21 protein-coding genes are annotated in these 23,709 nt (G+C 37.5%); 8 read left to right on the forward strand and 13 right to left on the reverse strand.

Annotated elements, in window-relative coordinates:
• Window positions 1-6: 6 nt before the first annotated feature.
• The 5 genes from Q0976_RS12210 to Q0976_RS12230 all read right to left on the reverse strand — a co-directional run bounded on the left by Q0976_RS12210 (window position 7) and on the right by Q0976_RS12230 (window position 6,915).
• On the reverse strand, window positions 7-846 hold the full coding sequence (locus Q0976_RS12210) for a fumarylacetoacetate hydrolase family protein (protein ID WP_299494116.1): 840 nt from the start codon (window positions 844-846) through the stop codon (window positions 7-9).
• A 279-nt stretch (window positions 847-1,125) separates the two neighbouring features.
• Window positions 1,126-2,982: a hypothetical protein gene (locus Q0976_RS12215; protein ID WP_299494117.1), complete on the reverse strand. Its 1,857-nt coding sequence runs from the start codon at window positions 2,980-2,982 to the stop codon at window positions 1,126-1,128.
• Window positions 2,983-3,006: 24 nt separating this feature from the next.
• A complete protein-coding gene (locus Q0976_RS12220; protein WP_299494118.1) occupies window positions 3,007-3,471 on the reverse strand; it encodes a hypothetical protein in 465 nt (154 codons plus the stop codon).
• A gap of 395 nt (window positions 3,472-3,866) precedes the next feature.
• Entirely contained in the window at window positions 3,867-5,423 is a 1,557-nt protein-coding gene (locus Q0976_RS12225; RefSeq protein ID WP_299494119.1) for an MFS transporter, read from the reverse strand.
• Between the two features lie 229 nt (window positions 5,424-5,652).
• Window positions 5,653-6,915 carry a sugar MFS transporter gene (locus tag Q0976_RS12230; protein WP_299494120.1) on the reverse strand — a complete coding sequence of 421 codons (1,263 nt, stop codon included), beginning with the start codon at window positions 6,913-6,915 and terminating at the stop codon, window positions 5,653-5,655.
• A 199-nt stretch (window positions 6,916-7,114) separates the two neighbouring features.
• Between Q0976_RS12230 and Q0976_RS12235 the strand changes: the two genes are divergently transcribed.
• Window positions 7,115-8,347 carry an AGE family epimerase/isomerase gene (locus Q0976_RS12235; protein ID WP_299494121.1) on the forward strand — a complete coding sequence of 411 codons (1,233 nt, stop codon included), beginning with the start codon at window positions 7,115-7,117 and terminating at the stop codon, window positions 8,345-8,347.
• Complete coding sequence (locus Q0976_RS12240) at window positions 8,344-9,303, forward strand: carbohydrate kinase (protein WP_299494122.1); 960 nt, start codon at window positions 8,344-8,346, stop codon at window positions 9,301-9,303. Before Q0976_RS12235 ends, Q0976_RS12240 begins: the two co-directional genes overlap by 4 nt.
• A 137-nt stretch (window positions 9,304-9,440) precedes the next feature.
• Here Q0976_RS12240 and Q0976_RS12245 read toward each other — a convergent pair whose 3' ends face one another.
• The gene (locus Q0976_RS12245; RefSeq protein ID WP_299494123.1) at window positions 9,441-10,733 is read right to left on the reverse strand and encodes a hypothetical protein; all 1,293 of its coding nucleotides are present in this window, start codon (window positions 10,731-10,733) and stop codon (window positions 9,441-9,443) included.
• A 703-nt stretch (window positions 10,734-11,436) separates the two neighbouring features.
• On the opposite strand from Q0976_RS12245, the gene Q0976_RS12250 reads away from it, so the two are divergent.
• Window positions 11,437-11,709 carry a hypothetical protein gene (locus tag Q0976_RS12250; RefSeq protein WP_299494124.1) on the forward strand — a complete coding sequence of 91 codons (273 nt, stop codon included), beginning with the start codon at window positions 11,437-11,439 and terminating at the stop codon, window positions 11,707-11,709.
• A 73-nt stretch (window positions 11,710-11,782) separates the two neighbouring features.
• Here the strand turns inward: Q0976_RS12250 and rarD are convergent, their stop codons facing one another.
• Window positions 11,783-12,676 (reverse strand): EamA family transporter RarD, encoded by an 894-nt coding sequence (gene rarD / locus Q0976_RS12255; RefSeq protein ID WP_299494125.1) that lies wholly within the window; start codon window positions 12,674-12,676, stop codon window positions 11,783-11,785.
• A gap of 388 nt (window positions 12,677-13,064) precedes the next feature.
• On the opposite strand from rarD, the gene Q0976_RS12260 reads away from it, so the two are divergent.
• From Q0976_RS12260 to Q0976_RS12275, 4 genes are all read left to right on the forward strand, one after another.
• Window positions 13,065-14,354, forward strand: a complete 1,290-nt coding sequence (locus Q0976_RS12260; RefSeq protein WP_299494126.1) for a DEAD/DEAH box helicase — start codon at window positions 13,065-13,067, stop codon at window positions 14,352-14,354.
• Window positions 14,355-15,004: 650 nt separating this feature from the next.
• On the forward strand, window positions 15,005-15,481 hold the full coding sequence (locus Q0976_RS12265; RefSeq protein ID WP_299494127.1) for a CesD/SycD/LcrH family type III secretion system chaperone: 477 nt from the start codon (window positions 15,005-15,007) through the stop codon (window positions 15,479-15,481).
• A 28-nt stretch (window positions 15,482-15,509) separates the two neighbouring features.
• The gene (locus Q0976_RS12270; RefSeq protein ID WP_299494128.1) at window positions 15,510-16,463 is read left to right on the forward strand and encodes a hypothetical protein; all 954 of its coding nucleotides are present in this window, start codon (window positions 15,510-15,512) and stop codon (window positions 16,461-16,463) included.
• Window positions 16,464-16,743: 280 nt separating this feature from the next.
• Window positions 16,744-17,934: a YbfB/YjiJ family MFS transporter gene (locus Q0976_RS12275; protein ID WP_299494129.1), complete on the forward strand. Its 1,191-nt coding sequence runs from the start codon at window positions 16,744-16,746 to the stop codon at window positions 17,932-17,934.
• 377 nt (window positions 17,935-18,311) lie between these two features.
• On the opposite strand, the gene Q0976_RS12280 is transcribed toward Q0976_RS12275, so the two are convergent.
• Together Q0976_RS12280 and Q0976_RS12285 are read right to left on the reverse strand one after the other, a co-directional pair.
• A complete protein-coding gene (locus Q0976_RS12280) occupies window positions 18,312-18,569 on the reverse strand; it encodes a hypothetical protein (RefSeq protein WP_299494130.1) in 258 nt (85 codons plus the stop codon).
• A gap of 330 nt (window positions 18,570-18,899) precedes the next feature.
• The gene (locus tag Q0976_RS12285; protein ID WP_299494132.1) at window positions 18,900-19,565 is read right to left on the reverse strand and encodes a TetR/AcrR family transcriptional regulator; all 666 of its coding nucleotides are present in this window, start codon (window positions 19,563-19,565) and stop codon (window positions 18,900-18,902) included.
• A 159-nt stretch (window positions 19,566-19,724) separates the two neighbouring features.
• Between Q0976_RS12285 and Q0976_RS12290 the strand changes: the two genes are divergently transcribed.
• Window positions 19,725-20,378 carry a hypothetical protein gene (locus Q0976_RS12290; RefSeq protein WP_299494133.1) on the forward strand — a complete coding sequence of 218 codons (654 nt, stop codon included), beginning with the start codon at window positions 19,725-19,727 and terminating at the stop codon, window positions 20,376-20,378.
• A 41-nt stretch (window positions 20,379-20,419) separates the two neighbouring features.
• On the opposite strand, the gene Q0976_RS12295 is transcribed toward Q0976_RS12290, so the two are convergent.
• The 4 genes from Q0976_RS12295 to Q0976_RS12310 form a co-directional block, all read right to left on the reverse strand.
• Entirely contained in the window at window positions 20,420-21,121 is a 702-nt protein-coding gene (locus Q0976_RS12295) for a YafY family protein (protein ID WP_299494134.1), read from the reverse strand.
• A gap of 35 nt (window positions 21,122-21,156) precedes the next feature.
• The gene (locus tag Q0976_RS12300) at window positions 21,157-21,477 is read right to left on the reverse strand and encodes a hypothetical protein (protein ID WP_299494135.1); all 321 of its coding nucleotides are present in this window, start codon (window positions 21,475-21,477) and stop codon (window positions 21,157-21,159) included.
• A gap of 124 nt (window positions 21,478-21,601) precedes the next feature.
• Complete coding sequence (locus Q0976_RS12305; RefSeq protein WP_299494136.1) at window positions 21,602-22,492, reverse strand: RelA/SpoT domain-containing protein; 891 nt, start codon at window positions 22,490-22,492, stop codon at window positions 21,602-21,604.
• Window positions 22,489-23,697 (reverse strand): hypothetical protein, encoded by a 1,209-nt coding sequence (locus Q0976_RS12310; protein ID WP_299494137.1) that lies wholly within the window; start codon window positions 23,695-23,697, stop codon window positions 22,489-22,491. The genes Q0976_RS12305 and Q0976_RS12310 overlap by 4 nt, the downstream gene beginning before the upstream one ends.
• Window positions 23,698-23,709 lie beyond the last annotated feature (12 nt).

The raw sequence follows: 23,709 nt of genomic DNA on the forward strand, positions 1-23,709 counted from the left end.
ACCACTTTAGCTATAGCAACGCTGTTCTTGCTCACCTAAACCTTCAATGCTCGCAGTAATGATGTCTCCCGCATGTAAAAATTGTTGAGGCGTTGAAGAATAACCTATGCCACCAGGCGTCCCAGTACAAATAATATCCCCAGGCTCTAAAGCCATAAACTGAGAAAGATAATGCACCACTTGAGCTGGAGTAAACACCAACTGCTGAGTATTACTCGCCTGTTTAACTTGATTATTGACAGAAAGCTCAAGTGATAAATTATCAACTTGTACATCTTCTTTAAACGACATCCAAGGCCCCAAAGTACAAAATCCAGGATATGACTTTCCTTTCGTCCACTGCCCTTGCCGATCAAACTGCCAATATCTATCAGTAATATCATTGACTATGGTATAGCCCAATATCGCGTCTTCGGAATCGGCTAGCGTGTTAAGATTAAAAGCCTCTTTGCCTATCACAATGCCCAATTCAACCTCCCAATCCACCTGTTTAGCATGAGGAGGAAGATACAAATCATCAAATGCGCCGGCCGTAATGTTATTGGCTTTGAGGAAAATGAGTGGTTCATCTGGTGGAGTTAAACCAAGTTCTTTCGCATGATCTAAATAATTTAATCCTATGCCTATTAATTTCGGCGGCCTAGCGACACAAGGACCGCGGCGTACAGTATCACCAATCTGAACAAGTTGACCTTGTTTCACCTGCTGGAATATTGCCGTTCGATCGATGTTCGATAGAGTTTCACCTTGCCAGTCATCCACTAAAACTGAGCAATCATAAGCCTTACCGTCAATGAGCACCCCGGGCTTTTCATAACCTTTTGCACCAAATCGCATTAACTTCATTCAGCTTCACTCCGATTAAAATAGATCTTAATTATTGTTCATCATGAATCAAGGCAACAGTTAATTTTCATTTAGTTTTGTAAGTTACAATGGTGTTAGTAATAAATAAATTAACACTTGTTACCTTATCTCCGTTTATCTAAAAAACAAACCTACTCAAGAGCCGTCATTAAAGTATACTCAATGTCTAAATACGACAGCTTATCTGGATAAACAAAAAGAGATAAAGCAGTTGATACTTCTGCTTTATCTCTTTATATAAATAAAAAATTAGTGAGATTAAATAGAGTACGCAGCACTCGCTTGAATTGATGAATCCATTCTGGTTTCTAAATCACTCGCCCTTTCTTGATTCACTTTATGAGCAAAATCACTTCCAACATTAACAGCAATTTGCTGCATATGAGGCGCAATAGACGTCATATTAAAGTATCTGTGACTATTTGGATCATCATCATACACAACACCACCAATTCCAGTAGATAGCATGACTAAATCCATTCCACCAGAACGGTTTCCAAATGATAAGTCCACACCTTCTTTCTGAAGCTCTTTAAATACTGCAATTTGCTTAATATAGTTTTCCCCCTCAATCGCATTCAATACTGGGTCTTTCCACATTTCAGTCAAATCATGAACCCGTATTTCATCTCCCATACGATTTTGAATATTTTGTATATTATTCGGTGTGTTATTCACTTTATTTCCAAGACCTAAATGGTCAATATTTAACTTCACACCATCTTTACCAAGCATCTTCCCTTTTTCGACCTTAGCCGCTTTATCACCAACAATAATAAGGTGTTCATACCCTTTATTCTTCAAAGCAGTCGCTAACCCTGCAAGGTTTTCCTTACTGTACAATTGCTCATTGCCTGTTTTTAGTAACCCTTTATTGCTGCTCCATAAAATGGCTTTTTTCCCCGGTAAATCGATGAGTCTCTTATTAGATAAATAGGTTTCACAAGCTTGCTGTAAATTTGTTATTTGACTCACATCGGCTTTTACATGTGATACTGGACGCGTAGCCTGATATCCAATTGTCTCAATAACCTGACTTTGAAAAGTTCGATTAATTAACTCTGTTCCCAGAGGACTAAAGATTGCCATATGCCCCCCCAAATCTCCCTTGGGTAATTTATGAGAACTGTTCCTTTCATTCAATGTTGCTAAACCTGTTCCCATTAATTCAAGTTGCTTAGCATTCAGTTCTTTATCATACTTAAGATTGACAAAATTAGTAGAAGAGCTACCTGCAAAACTGGCAAAAAACAGCACATTCATGATTTCACCAAACTCTTCTTTCCCTGTCGTGTAAGAAACGGGTTTCCATATAGCTTTGGAGACTTTTTCACTAAAGCCTTCAAAACATTTGTTACGAATAATTTCTATATTAGTATCTTTCCAATCTGCTTGTTGTTCTTTTAACTCTTTTAACAGCTCATCAGCAACAAACCTCATTGCAGCTGTCAATTTACCGACTTTGACCTGATGGTTTTTAAGATTATCACTATCCATATTATCTTTTTTGGCATCGATAGCTTTTATCATAACTTTATCATTTTTATGAAAATATTTCTCTTCATGCGCATTTTGATATTCTAACAAATGCGCTTGCAATCTAATGCCAGTAATTTTTGCTGATAAGCTAGGTTTATTCAATAGTTCTCCAACGACAGTACGTAAATTAACCTTATTGGTAGACTTTTTTACTAATTTTTTTAAAATACAATCCAAATCATCGCTAGTGATTTTACTCGGTGATGTTTTTTCAAGCTTTGAAGTATCTAAATTCAGCCTTTTTGCAATATTAACAACACCAGCTTTCAATGCGGTGCTAATTTGTTTTCCGCCTTTTCCTTTTAACAGAAATAGCTGAGAAATAACGCCTGTAATTTGTTCAATATCAGTTTTTGATTTGATTTTTTTACTTTTTATTCTTCCTGTACATACACCAGATATTCTAGGATCTTGTTCGTTTTGTATATGTTCTTTAAGGTTCGTTTTCTCCATTTTTTTTGTGAGTTCAGCCGTAGAAGGTTTAACAGATAATGTATGATTACCCGTAACTATTTCACTATTTTCATTTACTCTGATTTCAGAACTCGAAGCTGTACCCGTCGTTATTTTCGGCATCAAAGGTATCTCTTTATTTAAATTTTAAGCAAAATTCATCAAATTAAATTTATTCAATGAGGTTTTTTCTAATACAGGAACAAAGTTCTCTTTTTCTTCCTGCTGTAATTTTTGTTGCCAATATTTAGTCGTTTTGGCAAATATAATTAATTGTTCTAAAATTTCATCGTAACTACCCAGTAATAGGTCAACCTCTTTAAATAACAATATTGATTCCCGAGCATTATCCACCCCAAAAAAAACACCTTCAGGTTGTTGATTTGAGTATTGAGCACACAGCAGATCAATTAACAAATCACGTTGAACTAAACCTTCATCAATATCCAATAATTCACTTGTTATAGTAATAGACTTGTCTTTTTTATCATCTGACCTAATATAAATGTCGATATTATTATCTAAACTAATTGAAAACCCACCATTACTATCTAGTTTAGGTATTGCAATATCATTATTTTCAAATAAGATCTTAAAAAAAGAATTATTCATAAATCCCATATCATTCAATAAAAGCATATCAAGTTTTAAAATCAGCGGGGCATAATATATAAATAAAAAATCATGTCAAAAGTAAATCTATTATAAAAACGGCATTTCGAATAAAAAATATTTTCAATTAAACTAAGTGGAAATAATTAAAACCAAAAGCAGGTCTAAATTAGACCAACCCACTCAAAATTCAATCAATATATTTATAAAATGTATTAAAAACAAGCCAACATCAATATATAAACCATAAATATATCTTATTTTCTATCATAAAAACAAAATTCTTGTATAAAACCAATTAAATTTAATCAACTAAAATATATTAACCTTACCATTAAAACAGACTAACCAACCTAACCTTACTGTGATAAGTCAATCAAGATACCAACTATTTGTTAGTCACTATGTAATAAATGTGACGTATTCTTAAAAAGTAAACTGGCACAAAGCCCAATGAAAGAAAGAAGCAAATAAACTAACATCAAAGCATGAAATCCACTGTGAAAAGCATCTCTTCCCCACGCTAATACTGATGAATGAACCGCGGTATCATTAAATAGAACCAATATCTTATCTAATGGTTGAGCACCCGTAATAAACGGTAAAATTTGCTCAATACTGGGTGAACTAGCTTTTGTCATTTCTCCTGCTGCAAGTAACATAAAGGTATTAACAGACATGCTACTCACTAAGAGTCCTGCGCCAGCAATACCACAGGCATACCATAGATAAGTATGGGAAATGAACAAGCCATAAGAAGCCCCTTTTTCACTTTTAGGTGCCATCTGAACAGCAGCTAAATTGGTTGAAGCGTACATGAGGCCCACAGTGATCCCAATAAAAACCATGCCCGAAGCTAAATATAACCAAGACAGCTCCTCAGGCATGAGTACTAAAATAATAGCCCCCATAAATCCGATAAACTGTGCAACCACAATAGAAGGTAAAGGTCCAAAACGACTATTAAACTGACCTGCACTAATAGATGCTATACATAAACAACCAGTCATGATCAACATCACCAACCCTGCTGATGCTGGCGAAAAATTCAGAATATTTTCTAAATACAGCGGCAAAATAAATAAAAAAGATCCAAATAAAACTTGAAAGCAAGCTCGAGTAATAAGTAAACCTAAAAATAGTTTCTGTTTAAAAAGCCCCAAGCTTATCAATGGATGTGATAAAAACCGTTGCCAGTACAAGGTTATTACTAGTACCAAACCACCAAAAATGAATGGCATTAGAAAAGATAAACTCAAAAAACCGGTCAAAGAGACAATATTAAATGCATATAGCATCATCAAAAACGCAATTAATATTAAAAAACTAGAAGGAACGTGTACATTGATTTGCTTATTACCTTTATCCTTTTTAGCCGTCAGATAAATAATCAATAAACAAATCAAACATACAGGTACATTAATTAAAAATGCCCAACGCCATCCCCAATGTTCAACAATTAAGCCTCCTAATGTTGGTCCCAACGATTGTGCTAAAGCAGTAAATACCACCATAATACTCACTGCTAACCCTTGTTGATGCTTAGGGAAATGCCCAGCAGCAATAACAAAGACCATACCAAAAGTCCCCGCCATCCCTACGCCTTGAACAAAACGTCCTAGAATAATAAACCATAAATTAGGAGCAACGCTGGCAAGTAAAGAGCCAATAAGAAAAATCGTCACGCCCCACATCATCGTTAATTTATGGCCAAAACGATCACCTAACTTACCTGTGGTGATCATCAAGCCCCCCATGGCAATTAAATAAATATTATTGACCCATTGTAACTGAGATAATGTCGCCGAAAAAACGTCACCGATAACAGGCAAAGCTAAATTAATAATCGTCACATCGAGATTAATGATGACAAGACCTAAGCCTAATCCTGTCAGCAGCCACCAGCGATAGCGAAATGACTCTACTCCAACTTCGCTTTCGTTTTGGTTCACTTTACACCTATTTTAAGAGGATGATGATTTACTTCAGTTTAGTCGATAAACAAGAGCTGTGATCCATTACCTGAATATAATGAACCGACAAACAAGAGTAATGATTTATCGATAGAAAAGGGTTTACCTAGCGGTATGCCGCCGAGTTGATAGGTGAGCGAAATGAGCTATTAAGGATATGATTTACTGAGATATTGTTACTTCAAAAAAATACATCAAATCTTTACACTTACCACTTCTCTTTTAATTGACACCACTTATCCGTTAATCTTGGCGCACTAATAGCAAACCCAATGATCACTAAATAACTTAATGCGGGAATAATAAAGCTTGCTTGAACATCAGTCACATCAGCAACACTGCCTTGAACCAAAGGCATAATTGCTCCGCCAACTATGGCAAGACAAAGTAACCCAGAGCCTCGACTGGTATGTTGCTCAAGACCTTTGATGGCCAGAGTAAAAATAGTCGGAAACATAATAGAATTAAATAACCCTACAGCCAAAATAGACCACATCGCAATATAACCACTACTGTTCATTGATATGCATAGTAAGAGAATAGCCATAGAGCCATTAAACATCAGTGCACGTTGAGGCTTAACCACTCGAGTGACAACGGCGCCGATAAAACGCCCAATCATGGCTCCCCCCCAATAATATCCAACAAAATGTGCTGCACTGGCAGCAGGCATATTGCCAATATGGTGTAGCTCAAAATAATTAATCAGAAAACTACCGATCCCCACTTCGGCCCCGACATAGAAAAAAATAGCACATGCGCCAAACAGTGTCTGTTTAGCCTGCCATATACTTCTTCCATCATTGGCCTCAACCATACGACTGGATCCATTGATTTCCGGTAATTTCAATGTTTTTACAATAAGAGACGCAAGAATAAGCACACCAGCTAACATCAAATATTGTATTTTAACCGCTTCGGCTCCAGCAGCAACTCCTGCAGCTGATAGCAACATCATTCCGGCAAAAAATGGCCCTATCGTCGTACCAAATGAATTCAATGCTTGAGCTAAATTAAGCCGACTTGATGCCATTCTTTCAGGCCCCAAAGCGGCAACATAGGGGTTTATAGAGACTTGTAATATCGTGAGTCCACTGGCTAAAACAAATAAAGCAAGCAAAAAGAACCAATAGAGATGTAAAGAAGCAGCGGGATAAAAAAGTACACATCCTAATGCGGTAATCAGTAAACCAAAAATCATACTTCTTTTATAACCCACTTTATGTACTAATAAACCCGCTGGAACCGATACAACAAAATAAGCACTAAAAAAACAAAATTGAATCAACATTGCTTGAGTGTAATTTAACGAAAACATTTCCTTTAAATGCGGGATTAACACATCATTTAAAACAGTGATAAAACCAATAAAAAAGAACAAAACACACATTGAGGCTAAAGGAAATCGATAATTAATCTCTACAGGATCTTGAGACTGAGTAGATGATGAGACATTTGGAATTCCAGCCACAAGTATACTCCATATTTTTGGTTCATTAATGATACGTTCAGGCTTTATTAAGAAGCCACTTTTAATTTTGTTAACTAACGCACACTAGCAATTTAGACTATGATGTCAAGTTAATCGAATATAACTTAAATAATGACCTCCTCCATGATTTAATCGTTAAAGCACTTAATTTATTTGATAAAGAAATGAGATTAAAAGCATGAATAAACAAAAAGATATATCTATTAACGCCTCTGTTCCAGATTTTAAAGATTTATCCTTTCTTAAAGATCACATCAAACAAACTATGGCCTTTTACCACCCTCATTGCATTGACAATAACAATGGTTTTTTTCAAAACTTCACTAACAATGGAAACATTTATAACAAAAAAGATCGCCATTTAGTCTCAAGTTGCCGATTTATTTTTAACTACGCAATGGCAGCCATTGAATTAAACGTCCCAACTTATTTAAAAGTCGTACAGCACGGTATAGATTTCATCGAATCAAAACATAAAAATTCAAACATGCGCTCTTATATTTGGCAATTATCAAGTGACGTTATCACTAACGACACGAACCATTGCTATGGATTAGCCTTTGTACTTCTCAGTCATTCCTTGGCACTCAAAGCGGGTATCAGCACGTCAAAAGATAAAATAGAACAAGTGTGGACCTTACTAGAAACACATTTTTGGGATAATCAATTCGAACTTTATAAAGATGAATATAATGCTGACTTCACGCAACTTAGCGAATATCGTGGTCAAAATGCTAACATGCATATGTGCGAGGCCATGCTGACTGCTTTTGAAGTCACTTCAGATCCTAAGTTTTTATCTCGCGCCCACTTATTGGCGCGTAATATCACCCTCAGACAAGCATCCATAAGTCAAGGTCTCATCTGGGAACATTACACCCCCCAATGGCAAATCGATTGGGAATATAATAAAGATGATCCTCAAAACTTGTACCGTCCATGGGGTTATCAGCCCGGTCACTTTACCGAATGGGCAAAATTATTATGTATTTTATATCGTCATCAACCTGAAGAGTGGATGATTGAGCGTGCCGAATTTTTATTTAATACAGCCCTTGAAACAGCTTGGGATGAAACCAATGGAGGCATTTTTTACGGTTTCTCACCCGATGGTTCAATCTGTGATAATGATAAATATTTCTGGGTTCAGGCAGAAAGTTTTGCGGCAGCCGCATTGCTGGCTATCACCACAGGCAAAGACAGCTATTGGCACTGGTACCAAAAAATTTGGACCTATTGCTGGAAGCACATGATAGATCATCAATATGGCGCCTGGTATTTCATATTAGATGCCAACAATAATCATTATAATGATATAAAAAGCCCTGCAGGGGGCAAAACAGATTACCATACGATGGGCGCCTGTTACGAAGTGATTAAAGCAATAGAATTAAAGGAACAAGCATTATGAGTTTACTCGCATTTGGTGAAGCCTTAATAGACTTCTTATCCAATGGAGGCACACCTGAAACCTTCACGAAATTTCCAGGAGGAGCACCGGCGAATGTCGCCGTTGCTTACGCTAAATTAGGCGGAGCAAGTGCATTTTGTGGTATGTTGGGTCAAGACATGTTTGGTGATTATCTACTGACTTCCCTCAATGAACATCAAGTCAACACTCACTACTGTCTGCAAACCTCACGAGCAAAAACGGCTCTCGCTTTTGTCTCTCTCGATGCAAACGGAGAGCGAAGTTTTAGCTTTTACCGTCCCCCAGCAGCAGACTTATTGTTCCTTGCGAGTGATTTTTCCCCTCAAGCCTTTATGGATAACAACATATTTCATGTCTGCTCAAATAGTCTTACAGAAGAAACCATTTATGAAACGACAATTCATGGATTAACCTTAGCTAAAACACATCATTGTCTACGTAGTTTCGATGTCAATTTGCGCTTAAATTTATGGAATAATGAACAACTCGCCTACCAAAGAGTATGGCAATGCATACGCCATTGTGATGTCTTAAAACTGTCTCAAGAAGAACTCGATTTTTTATTGGATTCCATGCAAGAACCTGAAGAATTCCTCTTTATGCAACAGTGTTTCAAACATGGCGTATCAATAATAATGATAAGTAATGGTCACTTACCAGTGCGATATTATACACCAAATTTTCAAGGTGAATGCCACATACCCACCATCAAAGTGGTTGATACCACTGCAGCAGGAGATGCCTTTGTGGGAGGGATGCTATTTAAATTAAATCAATACCTCAATAATGCAAAGACATTAAACCAACTGCTCACTGAACAAAGTGAATTGCAACTTATTATTGATTTTGCCACTTCATGTGGTGCATTTGCCTGTACAAAAAAAGGTGCTTTTCCTTCATTGCCGTCAATGGAAGATATTAACAGTTTTAACTAGGGGCTGTTGGTTAAATAGCTTAAAAATAGTCAAATAAAATTGACTACTTTTAAGCTTGTTTAAAGCCTGCACCTTAAGGGACATGTGAGTAAATTGATGCTCAGGTTTTACCCTTCCTGTTTTTGAATGAGGAATACTTAAACAAAATGTTGAAAGTTAACTCGCTGATTTACAATTATCACAGAATCATTTAACTGACTAAAAGCTTGCTCTAACGCTTTGGATGCAAAGAAAAAGGCTAAATCAATCTTACGATTATCCTCACCAGCCGCTTCTAAGTCCTCGACTAATTTCGTCCCAATATTGTCCAATAATGCGGTATTATCGCTCCCCTCCTTCGTAAACTTTTCCAATAAATTATGCAAAGGGTAATGCTTCATCTTTTTTTCAGAACCATCAAACAGTAAATGATTTCGAGCAAAGGTCTCAGCAAAGTTAATCCCCTGCCTTTTAAACATATAATTGATATCAGCATAAGGATTCAAGTCGGGATCATCTCCGACTTTCCCTCGGCCAAAATCAATGGCTTGTAAGATCAATGACCCATCATTTAGCTTATGGACCATAAGATTATGCATATGAAGGTCATCATGTGATATTTTCGATTTATACATAACCCTCAACATATCAACAATTTGAAATGAAATATTTTCAACATCTTCTCGAGATAATTGGCTCATAGACACATCAAGCTCAGCACTTTGGACATGCTGACGATCATAAACAGGTACCACTGCATAGACATAATCAGAGTCTAAATGCGCTGGAGGCTCTATTTGAGTTTGCAAGGAAATGAATCGGTTAAGCTCATCCTTATTAGGCTGCTCTTTTATGTACTCACCTATTTTACGCTCTAATACAAAATCAGCTTCACCGACAGCGTCCATTGCTTTCAATACCCCTTGTGAAAACCTTTTGTTCACACCGCCGGTTAAAAAGTCACTATCTGTGACATCGCTAGTTTTGACTTCAATCAAATGATCTGTCAAAGGGTTTGGCTTAAAAACACCATGCAGTAAATCTTTTTCACAACCAAATAGGCTTGCTAGCTGCCTGCTTTGTTGTTCAGTTAACCTTATTGTCTTAATGGGTTTTGAATCGATACAAAGTTCAGCAACATCATCACCTCCTTTTGAGGACATATGAATTGTAAATAAAGCCCGATTCTCTGAAGAGGCTAGACTCGCTAATACTTGGAAAGTCTCAATACTCGCTAAGTTCATGTCGCTATTTTCATCTGTATTCTGATGTATAAGCTTATGCAGTTCAGTAAATGCCTCAGAGCGATTATTCCAAGAAAAAAAATCTTGTATGCACTCCCATACTGTTCTAGTGGTGGCTTCATGACTATCGTCACTCAATAATTTAGATAAACGCTCTTCACTAACTACAACATTCTCATGATTTGAAATATTCAAACCTATCGTCATTTAACCGCCTCAATATTTGTCTTTTTAAAAGTGAAGATCTCCCTACTCGATGTTGTCCTTGATCAAAAAAGAGCCTTATCTGAATAATAATATTCAAATAATCAAAATCCATTACGTATACACATGACTCTTTAGTCTCAAGTATATAATAACCTTACACTTCATCTATCAAAAAAACCGCATTCCCCCAACCAACTGGTCTGATGAGCTTAGATATTGAATAAAGATGAATCCACTTTATTCCTATTTTTTAACCATAAATGACAATAAACAGACTGACTTTAGAGGGGGTTATCCAATGAAAGGGTATCAATGAAAAAATGAACTGTAATCCATCATGGATTTTGCAACCTTACTGAGCGAATACACATAATAACTAAATCAATGTATCCACTTGATAAAATTAAATTTTGATAATCACATTTTCAGTCAATGACGAATCAATTAGGCAACATCATTTTCTTCTAATCGATGCTAATGAGGCCGATTTTTCTCAATGGCATTGAGAACAAGACATATAGCGCGATACACTTAACGATACAATCACGCCCTGTTGTCGGCTTCAAAAGTATCGCAATATTTATGGGGTTTAATACCCATCTCGATGACGATACTCATGCTGAGCGTGGGTAATATCAGGGTGTAATCGACATAACGTTGAAGAATATGCATCAAACCTTAGTAAATAGAGTGATAAATTACAATGAACAATGACAATGAAGCGATGATGACTGGCGAAGATTTAAAACAAGTCGTCGAAAATCAGCTATCTGATAATAACCCCATCAAAGTGAAAAGCACACTCATGCGCTTAATGATGACAGGTACACCCCGTGAAGAAGCTATCGAATTAATAGCCTGTGCTTTGTCAATTGAAGTACTAGACGTCATGCAAAAACAAGCCTCTTTTAATTTAACCCGTTATGAAACTCACTTAGATAAACTTCCAGATATATCTTGGTTAGAAGAAGCATAAAACCACACGGGGTTTCTCCGTTCACTTTCAAATGAACGGAGATCCTCACATCATCCCATGGGTTTATACCATTTTAGGACTGATTCATTTTCGGGCTCACTAACAGTAACGGCCGTTTAATCAAACAGCATAATAGCCCCAACCAAATAAATGAAAAAGTAATGAGCTTATGCACATCCAACATTTCACTAAATACCCAAGTGGCTAAAATAAACTGTAAACTAGGCTCCAAATATTGAATAAGTCCAATAGCAGTCAATGAGGTTCGTCTCAACGCAAGCGAAAACAATATCACAGGCACTAGAGTCACTGGTGCCGTTAACACGAAATACAACTGGGTCATCGGCGTACTATTTATAAAGACGCTTGTTCCTGTTGCAACTTCATATATTACAAAGCCTAACGCAAAAGGAAGCAACACAACGGACTCAACCATCACAGCAGTCATAGCATCATAACGAATTTGTTTTTTTAATACGCCATATAACGCAAAAAAACCGCCCATTAATAATGCCAGAATAGGGAGTTGCCCTGTGGTTAAAATCAAATACCCCACCCCTAGAATACTCAATATAATCGCTAAAGCCTGCCCCGTTGTGGGTTTTTCTTTGAGTAAAACGATACTGAGTGCAATTGTGATCAACGGATTAATGAAAAAACCTAAGCTCGCCGTTAACACTTGCTGATGGGTAACAGCATAAATGAAAGCATACCAGCTCACACACATCGTCGACGCGGCCAAAAAGCTATACCACAAAGAACGCTTATCAGACCAAATTTGACTAAAATCAAAACGAATAGTCATTAAGTAACTAAACATAAAGACAATAGGGACAGACCAAATAATGCGATGTGCTAATAACTCAAAGGTATTTTTCCCATCAAGTAAACCATAAAATAATGGCGTTAACCCCCAGACTGCAAAAGCAGCAATCGCAATAAGATTACCTTGCAAAGAACGATTCATAACAAACTTCAATCAATAAAAGCACAACATAAAAAACTTTTACGCTTACATACATTACATTGCAAGCATCTTTTTACACTGAACTCTTATTGGACGATTATTTTTTATTAATGATTTTAACCATATAAAATCAATACGTTAAAGTTTAATGCTGAAAACCAAAAAACAACAAAACAGACACTCAAACCCATAGTGATTAACATAAGAGAAACTCAATATAAACATTACGATTCCACTTTAGCGTTTGAAACATCAACGCCTAGCAAATTAATTTATAAAAAAGGAATGAGTCAGATATAATACAAACACAGTTAGATATTCGCGCCTTAACAATGCAAATAGTCAAATCTGCCGAACAATTATCATAAAATAATCAACTGAGATAACCATGCCTTTTTCTAAACTGGGATTAAGTGATCCAATCATTACCGCCATAACTCACCAGGGTTACACCACACCAACTCCCATTCAAGCTAAAGCCATTCCTATTATCTTATCAGGTAAAAATGTCATTGCAGCGGCTCAAACAGGAACAGGTAAAACAGCCAGCTTTGTCTTGCCTATTTTAGAAAAGCTAAAAGACAATGAAACAACACGTAAAAAACGCGTCAGGGCATTAATTATCGCCCCCACTCGTGAACTTGCGGTACAAGTTGACACCAATATTAAACAATACAGTTCAACACTTAATCTCACGTCTCTGGCCATGTACGGTGGGGTCGATCTTAAACCACAAAAACAGGCACTGATTGAAGGTGTTGATATTCTCGTTGCCACTCCTGGGCGCTTACTCGATATGTACACCCAAAGAGCCGTCCATTTTGATGAATTAGAAATACTGGTTTTAGATGAAGCCGATAGAATGCTCGACATGGGATTCATTGAAGATATCAATAAAATCATGGATAAGTTGCCTCAAAATAGGCAAAATTTATTATTTTCGGCAACCCTTTCTCATCAAGTCAAAGCCCTAGCCAAAACAACGATTATAAAACCCGTTGAAATTTCAGTGGTGAACAAAGCAAATGGTCCACAAATCGAACAATGGTTAGTCACTGTCGATAAAGATAAAAAATCGGCTCTCTTAAGTCATTTAATTAATGAGTATCAATGGCAACAAACCTTGATTTTTATTGAAACAAAACAAGGCGCAGCCAAACTTGTTAGCCAACTTGAAAAACGCGGTATTAATGCAGAGTGCATCCATAGTGGCCGTAGCCAAGCGATCCGCGAAAAGATTTTAGCTGATTTTAAATCCGGTAAGATCAATCTGCTCATTGCAACGGGCATTGCTGCACGTGGCATTGATATTGATAACCTGCCTAGAGTTGTCAATTATGACTTACCTTACCCCGCTGACGATTATATTCATCGTATTGGCCGCACCGGCCGCGCAGGCAGTCAGGGAGAAGCGGTATCACTGGTTTCAAAAGATGATTTTAAAAATTTATGCGCTATTGAAAGCAAATTGGGTCACTTAATCACCCGTAAAGAAATCGACGGTTTTGCCCCTAAAAAAGTCGTGCCTGTATCCATTTTAAATTATGTACCAAAACATAAAAAAGCCACCGCTAAAAAAGAAAAAACCGCACCTGAACAATCCTCTTCTTCAGTAAAGAAAAAAGCAAAAACGAATCAAGCTCCCCTTCCGATTAACCCTTGGGGTAATAAAAGTTAAATCATTATTTTTAAACAACACCAATATTATTATTGGTGTTGTTTAAAAAATCAGATTAATAATATACATTGCCATGTTTTTGACTTTTAAATAATAAACTAAAGCCTATAAACCTAAAGGCCAATGATGATGCCAAAACTTATTAAACTAAAGTCGAAATAAAATATAATAATGCTAGAAAACCTTATATAAATACCTTAAATAGTACACAACTAGTTATTTCACCTGGTACCTGAAAACATATAATACACTTTATGAATAAAATTATTTTAGGTGCAATAAAATGACAAGTTACAATACGAAATAAAAAACATAAACATTACCACCAATATCATATACGACTCAAAGCTACAGTCATTTATTCATCAATTTAATCCAAATTATTATACTAAAGCAGAATAATTTAAAAGTCTGGTACGATGAGATTCTTTTTATTCATCCATAAATATGATAGCCATCCATTCTCACTCTTTTGTATCATAGATTTAATTCTTGAACAGTATTCCATCATCCGCAGTCTATTTTCTAAATAATACCATATCGCATTTAAGTAAACCGCACTAAACCTAACGCTAAAAAAATAAAGCATAAAATAAAAATCACCAACATCTACATTATTATTTGTAACGCTAAATACATAAGGAATTAAAATGCCCCCTCCCTCAATAACACCTGAACTTAAGCAGCTAGCCAATGCAATAGAACGCGTCATTGACGGACACCAATCACTAGCAGAGCATAACGGTGTAACAGAAGATGAACTCAACAATATCTACCAGGATGCACTGACATATTATCAGCAACAAGATATGCCGTCAGCTCTGAGTGCCTTCACTTATTTGGTCATGAACAACTCATGGAGACGAGAATATATCTTTGGCTTTGCCTCTTGTCTGCACGCATTAGAGCAATATGAAAATGCATTATCTTTCTATGGTTATGCCGCTTTAATGGATGCTTGTGATGCTGGTGTCACTTTTAGAATTGCTCAATGCTATTGCTCAATAGGAAAATCTTCAGAAGCAATCGAGGCCTTACAAACCAGTATCGAGCAAAGTTTCATCGAAAATGTTCAACCTGAAATAAGAACATTAGCCCAAAGCCTGCTCCAAGAAATAATTAACTGACTTTATATATAATTACATAAGGATACTTATGCCTACAATTCATGCTCAATCATCACAAATGAATGTGAGATCAAGCTTAGCTCCACTTCAACAGATCCCAGCATATAAATTTGATATTAAACAGGTTCCCCTTGAATGTGAAGCCACCATTGAGTCATTAGATCTTACAGGGTCAAATAAGGCCTCCTTTCAACGCCCTAAAAACAAAACAATCGAAAGTTTAGATCTCGCAGTCAAGAGCGATAAAACATTTAAATCAACGACTCACATTGAACGAGCACAGCAGCTTGAGCAAAAAGCGAAAGACAATGGTATTGAGCTTGCCAAAAAGGCATTCTTTAAAGCAATATTCAATGTTGCTTTGGCCGGATTAGGAGCTGGGCTAGCTATCGCTGCAACAGTATTAACTAATGGCGGGGGCATTCCTGTACTCGCTGCATCAGGCGTCGCTTTTGCACTTGTTGTCTCAGATGCAGGCTGCGCATATGCCGACTGGAGTAGTAAAGCAAGCGGAAATGATGGCCTTAAAATGGGCTCAGATGCCATAGCAAATACGATTCATTCCATGCTTGATAATATGGGCTTAAACAGTAAAAATTCGGCCTATTGGGCCAATACTACATCCGTTATATCAAGAACTGTACTTACGCTTGGTACATTGTGGTGTAGCATCACTTCTACGGCCAAAGTACCAGGCACAATCGGCAGCACTCTGTCGATGTTGAAACTAGGGAAAAGTATCACCAATAAGATTGGAGGAATGGGGCTGGATGTCGGCATTTCAACTCTAAAAAAACAAACGAATAAAATAAAGGATGACACACACAAGAATAATTTATTCCAGATTCACTTTAATATTGCCGAAACTCAACGTAGCCTTGATTTACTCCTTCAAGAAGGTCAAATAAGCCTTGAAGCGGCAAACATATTACGTGGCACGTTACGTGGCACGATGAATGTGGATCCACAAGCTAGCTCTTAAGAGTAAAGTCATTGAAATGGTGCTCTTAGTATTATCTTATTGAATTACATTAATCAATAACCCACACTAGCAGAGCATCATTGAACAGTGCCCCCAATAAAAGTAAACACTGAAGTGCAAATAAACCTATCGAGAGGTCAAGTTGGAACCAGAAACATATTTTGTAATAGTAAATATATTGTATATTTTTTAATTTTAGACAAGCTTTATAAAGCGTTAACATCGCACAAAATAGTCAAACCGACTATATTCAGTTATTATCACCTTTGAGCATAACGCGATGCCGCTCTTTCAATCCAAAGCCAATATTTATAATATTTTTGCTGGGTTTTGCCTATTTTTAATGGCACTAGGCATAAATCGTTTTTCCTATACACCCGTGATCCCTTTTTTAATTAATGAACATTGGCTGACCAGCTCCCAAGCTGGTTACATTGGAGGTGCAAATTTTTTAGGGTATTTTTTGGGAGCACTCTTCGCACCAAAGTTAAACACCTTATTTCATACATCTCATGTCATGCTCAGCCTGCTGCTCATTTCTTTTCTCTCCGCTGTCTTATGCATTTTTGAACTGGGTTTTTGGTGGCTGACACTGTGGCGTTTGCTATTAGGCTTTAGCGGGGGAGCCATTATGATTTTAGCCCCCAGTCTCATCCTTTCTCACTTACCCGATCACCATAAAGCACTCGTAAGCGGGATTATTTTTGCGGGTATTGGTATTGGCACGGCCTTAAGCAGTTTGATGATCCCTTGGTTTTACACTTGGAATAATGTAATTGGTATTTGGATTGGATTAGCGCTGATCACACTGATCTTAGTCGTATTCACTTGGCTCAAATGTGCAAAAGCAACACCACAAAAAAGCACAATCCAAGCACAGCCAATTAAACTCAACGCACTTCAGAAGAAAACCTTCGTCATTGCACTGATTGGTTATGGTTTATATGGCGTAGGCCTCACCCCTAGCCTACTTTTTTTGTCTGATTTCGCCCATCGCACTTTACACATGAGCCTACATACAAGCAGTACGCTCTTTGCCTTATTAGGCTTAGGCGCTGCCGTTGGTTCCATATTTGCTGGTATTTTACATCATAAACTGGGTCATTATTGGGCTATTATGATCACAGCCCTCATTGGGATTATTAGCTTAATTTTAATTGCTTGGTTTCCTTCTCTCACCTTTGTCGCAATAAGTGCTTTTTTATCCGGTTTTTATTTAATTGCCTTAGTGACTTTAATGTCACTTTTTATTGGACACTTAGTCACTATGCAGCACCATGCTAAATATTGGTCTTATATGACATTGCTCTATGGCGGCTCACAGTTTGTTGCCAGTTATGCCTTCTCCTATGGACTTAACTTTAATCTTAGTTATATCAGTATGTTCAAAATCGGCGCACTGGCTTTAACCTTATCATTGCTGTGTTATTTGTATCTTCCTAAGACTATAAACACACATCATAAACAATGATCCCTTAAAGATTCAGCACCTAATGACGCTGATTTATCAATAAGCAATCATAGTTAAACCTGATAATAGTTAAACAAGATAATGGTTAAATAAAATAATTGTCAAAAAAGATAAATAGTCCAATATGCAAAGCGATACGTGATTAAAGAAAATAACCATAACTCGGGATGATGAGCATTAAATATGAATTACATTTATAATCATGGGGTTAATTTTATTTCTTGTTTTTTATTTATTTTACCTTTTTGCTCAATGCCGACATTTTTGTCGATATCAAGGCTGGGGTCGTATCGCATAGCCTGCTATTGATAGACAGCACAATACAGATAGCGACCAAAATAGCAATATTAAACGGCGATGTTTATCCCAAGTTCAGGTTAAATAAACCAATTAGGAAACATCAATGCTAAGGCCACAATAATCACAAAATAAGCGACTGTGGCACCAAGTCCCGTTAAGAGCACATAAAGGTATTTTTTGGATTCAGGCCAATCTTTTTTAAAAATTCTAACGTTCAAGGTTAGCGCAACACAGCCACATAAACCACCCAGTCCCCCTCCAACAATAACCAATCCCATAGGCCAGAAACAGACAAGCTTTTCATACCATTTTAACCTTATCTGCTGCACTCTCATCCCTTTCTCCTTATGCATAACTCATTCAGCTAAAGGAATAAAAGTACCACTCCCCCATACTTCAAGTGTATTAACTCTTGGTCTAATGGCAATTTGATAACCAGAAATAAAATACAAGCCATTGATTTAAAGCTTTATTTTTATACACTCTATCTAAAACGATTTAGAAAGCGTCATAACAGCTATTTTGAAACGAAATAAGCCAAAACCCCACAGCTGAACCTCGAACAACATCAGAAGAGTGCTTTAAACACTGTATACCGCCGCTCAATTTTAAAATCTATTTGAAGAGATAGTTGGCACCAAAAAAACATAGGCTCAGGAACTGAACTATCTTTCTTCTGCTCCTAACCCATTGTCCGTCCCCTTAAGGAACATGTTGACAACTAAGGCTACGTGCCGTGATATCAAATCATCTTCAAGCGCAGCAGAATGAGTCATTAATGCCTTTAGTACAAATTCACCTTTAATCATTTCAATGAAAATATACGCAGCAGCTCTTGTATCATCAACCTTTAAATTACCACACATACACTGGTAATTAAGATAGCTTTCAACTCGTTTGGCAAGGACTTCTGGTCCTTTTGAAAAGGCACACTTGCCGATATTGCTATCCTCGTCAGAAAGTGCAATGAGCTGACGAAACATACCAATGACATCATACCTTGTCATCGTTCTCAAATAGGTTTCACCTAATACTGTTAGCCAAACTTTGGCCGGAGTCTCATCGGGTGGTAATGCTTCAAAGGCGGTCAAGACATCCCCAGCAATACTTTCTAACACAGCTCTAATGAGCCCCTCTCTTCCATCAAAGTACGTGTAGATATTTCGTCGCGATCCCCCGGTGACTTTAATGATCATATCAAGTGAGGTTGCTTTAAAGCCATACTGAGTAAACAATTCACGCGCTGCTGCGATGATTTGCTTCTTTTTACTTGGCTGAATGTTCATGGCGATTTCCATAATACAGATATATTTTTCTTGAATGGTATTCATGAATATCATAACATCACCGACATGGTATTATAAAATACCATTGAAGGGATAATAACATAATATTGAATAATGCTAGCTAGTAAGGGTTGTAATGATGACCTAACGTCATACGCTCATTGCAACGCCTAGGTTCAGCACACCAGAAAGGAAAAATCTAACATGCTCAAATACATTAAGACCACAATCTCCTCAATCACCGTCAGCTGCCTTATCACCCTAGCGCTTCCAATCAGTACTTTTGCCAGCGAAGATAGTGATCAAGATTTGCAACGTTGGCTTGTTCAGGCCACTATTCTTCCCGGCGCAGAAGAGGTACTGAAAGAGCGTCTTCATTTGGCAAATGCGGCAGATCAACAACGACTTGACGATGGGATCCAAGAAGACTTAGCACTTGTCGCTGCCGATCGCTCAACAGCTTGGATTGTACTTCGTGCAGAATCTGAAGAGGCTCTTCAAGACATATTCGCGACCATGCCGCTAAATGATTATCAAACTTATGCATGGACCTTGATTAGAAACGCTCCTCCAATCAATGTTATCAATAATGATATTAATCAATACGAGAAACGCTGGCTTGTCCAAGCCACCCGATCAGAACAGGGACTGCACACACAACTGCATCTACCTAGTCCAGCACACCAACAACTCATTGCCGATGGAATGATAGAGGAATTACCGTATATCGCTGCGGATCTATCAACGGCATGGATTGTACTTCGCGCGGAGTCCGAAGAGGTCCTTCAAGACATCCTCACAACAACAGACTACAAAACGTATTCATGGACGTTGATCCTGAACGAAGACGAAAACTAGGCTAAGCCTGCTTCATATCTAAGAGACAAAGGGAAGGTCTCTTAAATATGACTCTTTTGCTGATGAATATAATCCTCCAGTGATTTATTGTCTGTGAGTTCAAACGTCTCATCAAGTACGGTGATCTGTAAAATACGATCGATACGAAAATGACGATAGGCCTCTCTCAGTTCACACCAAGCGACTAAGGTCCATATGCTTTCCCCTGACATGTGGCCCCACAAAATTTGTCCTAAGGGTTGCAGGCACCGAAGCGTTAATTGCTTGTTCACATCACAATAGCCAACTTCCACCTTTAAACACCTATCGATTGCATGTCGTAAGATTTTACGGGTATTGGCTGCAGGAGACGGCTTTGAAGTATTAGGCACTAAATAAGAAAAACGCTCTACTTGCTGCTTCAATTTGTCCGGCAACACGGACACCAATTTATTGGATGCACTTTGAGCCGCAATGGCCAGTTCATCATCTGACCATGCTCGCACCATGCGCATACCCAACTCTAACGCCACTAATTCTTGATCGGTAAACATCAAAGGCGGTAAGTGAGAAGCTGTGCCAAGTAAATAGCCTACCCCCGCCTCTCCTTCAATGGGAACACCAATATGCATCAAAGCTTGTATATCACGATAAATAGTACGCTCACTGACCTCAAGCGCTTCAGCTAATTGCACCGCCGTGACCGCATAGCGTTTAGTGCGTAATAACGTCAATAATGCCAATAATCGTTCTGATTTCGTCACAGCTTAGCTCCACGGCCTTCTTGAAAATGTTATAGTTATTGATACTTTTCGGCTAATGCTGACATCTTGATTTCCTGATGCTCAATATTTATGGTTTTAGGGTCAATCAGTGCCATAAAGGCTTGGCAATCCGGGTGGGCCTTAAACTGCTCACAGGCTTGCTTGGCACTGTCCATACTGTCCCAATAAATGACATCTGTCCACGTTTGAGAGTCTAGATGATAACTTAACGATCGATATTGAAAGCCCGCAAGGGTCGCAACAAAAGTTTGACTGCGTTGGGTCGCAGTCACGAGATCCGCTTCCGTCGTCCCGGGAAGTACAGTAAAACACACGATTTCGATGACACTTTTCATTTTTTCATTCCTTGTATTATTTATCATGTTTGCAATAAAAAAGTTGTTACAAACAGCATACAAAGAAAGACTGTCAGGATGTGTCAGTAGGGTTTGAGGTAGTACAATTAAGCGAACGTATCGTTTAACATAACTTCTCATGCTCTAAGGTGTATTCTTCAACAAACTCTTCTGGTGTTAACCCTAAAATGCTTTTATCACGAACAAAAACAGTATTAGTAAAGAACACTATATTTTTTAAGGTTAATGGATAATCAAAACCTTTCTCATACAATTCTGTAATTAGGCTTTCTCTATCAACTCGGAAAAACTTCTTAGCTAACTCTGTGTTAGAGTCGAAAAGTAGATTAATATCTTCTCCAAGATCAAAGTCTTGAATTCTTAACCTCAATTTTTGCCGAAGCATTGCTTCCCAATTTTGCTGTTTATAGTGTTTGTATGCTACATCTTCTAGAATACGAATCATCGTCCATTCGCTTGTTTCTAATGAAGCATAAACACCATTTAGTTTTCTTGATTCGATATGACTCGCACTCCAGTCATCTTGAAACTTATATCGTAAATCGTGCTCTACTTCATGCCACCCTTCGGAGAGAACAGTTCTAATTTGAAGCTCAAATGTATTGTCTACACAATGTGCATTATCAAAGCCCAAATCATAGCACGAATCCTTAGGCAACTCGTAAACAAGATTATAACGGACAGGCTTAAACGTATTGTCATCTAGGTCATCAATACTCGCATCTTTTTTCCGTTCACAGTAAATGGCTGTCATCGTCTTATGTACCAACTCAATATCATCAGGGAAATACATAACTACGCGCACACCGATAAAATCTTGAATTCTTGAACTACCTTCGAGATATTTAAACTTTGATGATATTTTCTTGGATAATGAATGAGAATCTTTTACTCTAGAAAAAATACGATACATTATGCCCAGTTTGTTCAATGTATCAGTAATATTCCCAACAACTTCTCTCTCCATTAGGTTAGGAAGCATTGCCTTCATCATGCTCTCCCTAACATATCTTTAATAGCAGCAATACTATTACTATTAATCGCTATGTATTCACCATTATCAGCATTTTCTAACAACTTCTCAGACTTCATCCTCTTCATTTCTAATGTTATTTGTCGCTTGCTGTATCCCTGCTGTTGACACGCTTTATAAATTCTAACCATAGGTATATGTAGCCTATCGATTTGAGCAGAACCTACTCGCCAGTATCGCTCCAAAATCAAACGGGTAAGCTCATCAAGCCCTCCACTATCCTCTTCTCGTCTAAAGCTATCCACATCATTTATAAATCCATTATTGTCAATACAATTTAAGAACAAAAAGGATTCTGCATTCTCCAGTCTACCCGTTACCTTGCAGTTATAGAGCTTACAGTTGATAAAAGTTATGTCGGTAATATTTTTAGCCACAAATTCAACGTCATTAAATACACAATCACTAAATGAAACTTCACTTACCTGACTGTGGCTGAATAATGTGTATTCTTTGATATTTAAAGACATTATTGAGCATTCATCGTAACTATTAGAACGAATCTCTCCCAACATACTTAACTCATATCGAAATCTGTCTGATGTTGATAAGAACTCATTCATCGGCGACAAAGCACCCCAAAGTTTTTCTTTAACTTCGTGATGCCGAGGAACATATGACAATACGGCTGGCTCAACAAATCTTTCGTCACTTGCTATCCAATCGTCATCACACTCCAAAATCCCTTGAGCAATATAATTTCCGAATACGAATTCGTTTACAAACTCAACACGACCTTCGCCTTGATTACTACGGTCAAAAAATGCGTGATTAGAAAGAGTATTGCTCAATGAATCAATAGAGGGGCGTTCACTTACTTTGTAAGATTTTCTTGCCTCTTCTAGTATGCTCAAGCACTTGTTTGACTTGAAAAACTCTATTAGTTTTTCTTTGGACTCAGATGTATAGTTTCGCTCGCACATATCTTCGGCAAGCAATGCCAGTAGAGTACTTTGATTCTCTGGAGTAATATGTAAATTTTGGCGCTCTCGCTCTCGCTCAAGCATGCTGTCGAAGTACCTATCTACTAATTCGTCAGGATATTCACATAATTCATCAAACTTTTCATCACTAACGAACCGCAAATAAGACAGCAAAACGGGATTAGATACCTCTTTAAGGTTCAGTCCAAGCTTTTCTATTTTATCTTGTCGCTGCCTTCCCAACCAATCACAAGC

Origin of the sequence: uncultured Shewanella sp., from assembly GCF_947501665.1 — a bacterium.
In the GTDB taxonomy this organism is placed as follows: Bacteria; Pseudomonadota; Gammaproteobacteria; order Enterobacterales; family Shewanellaceae; genus Shewanella.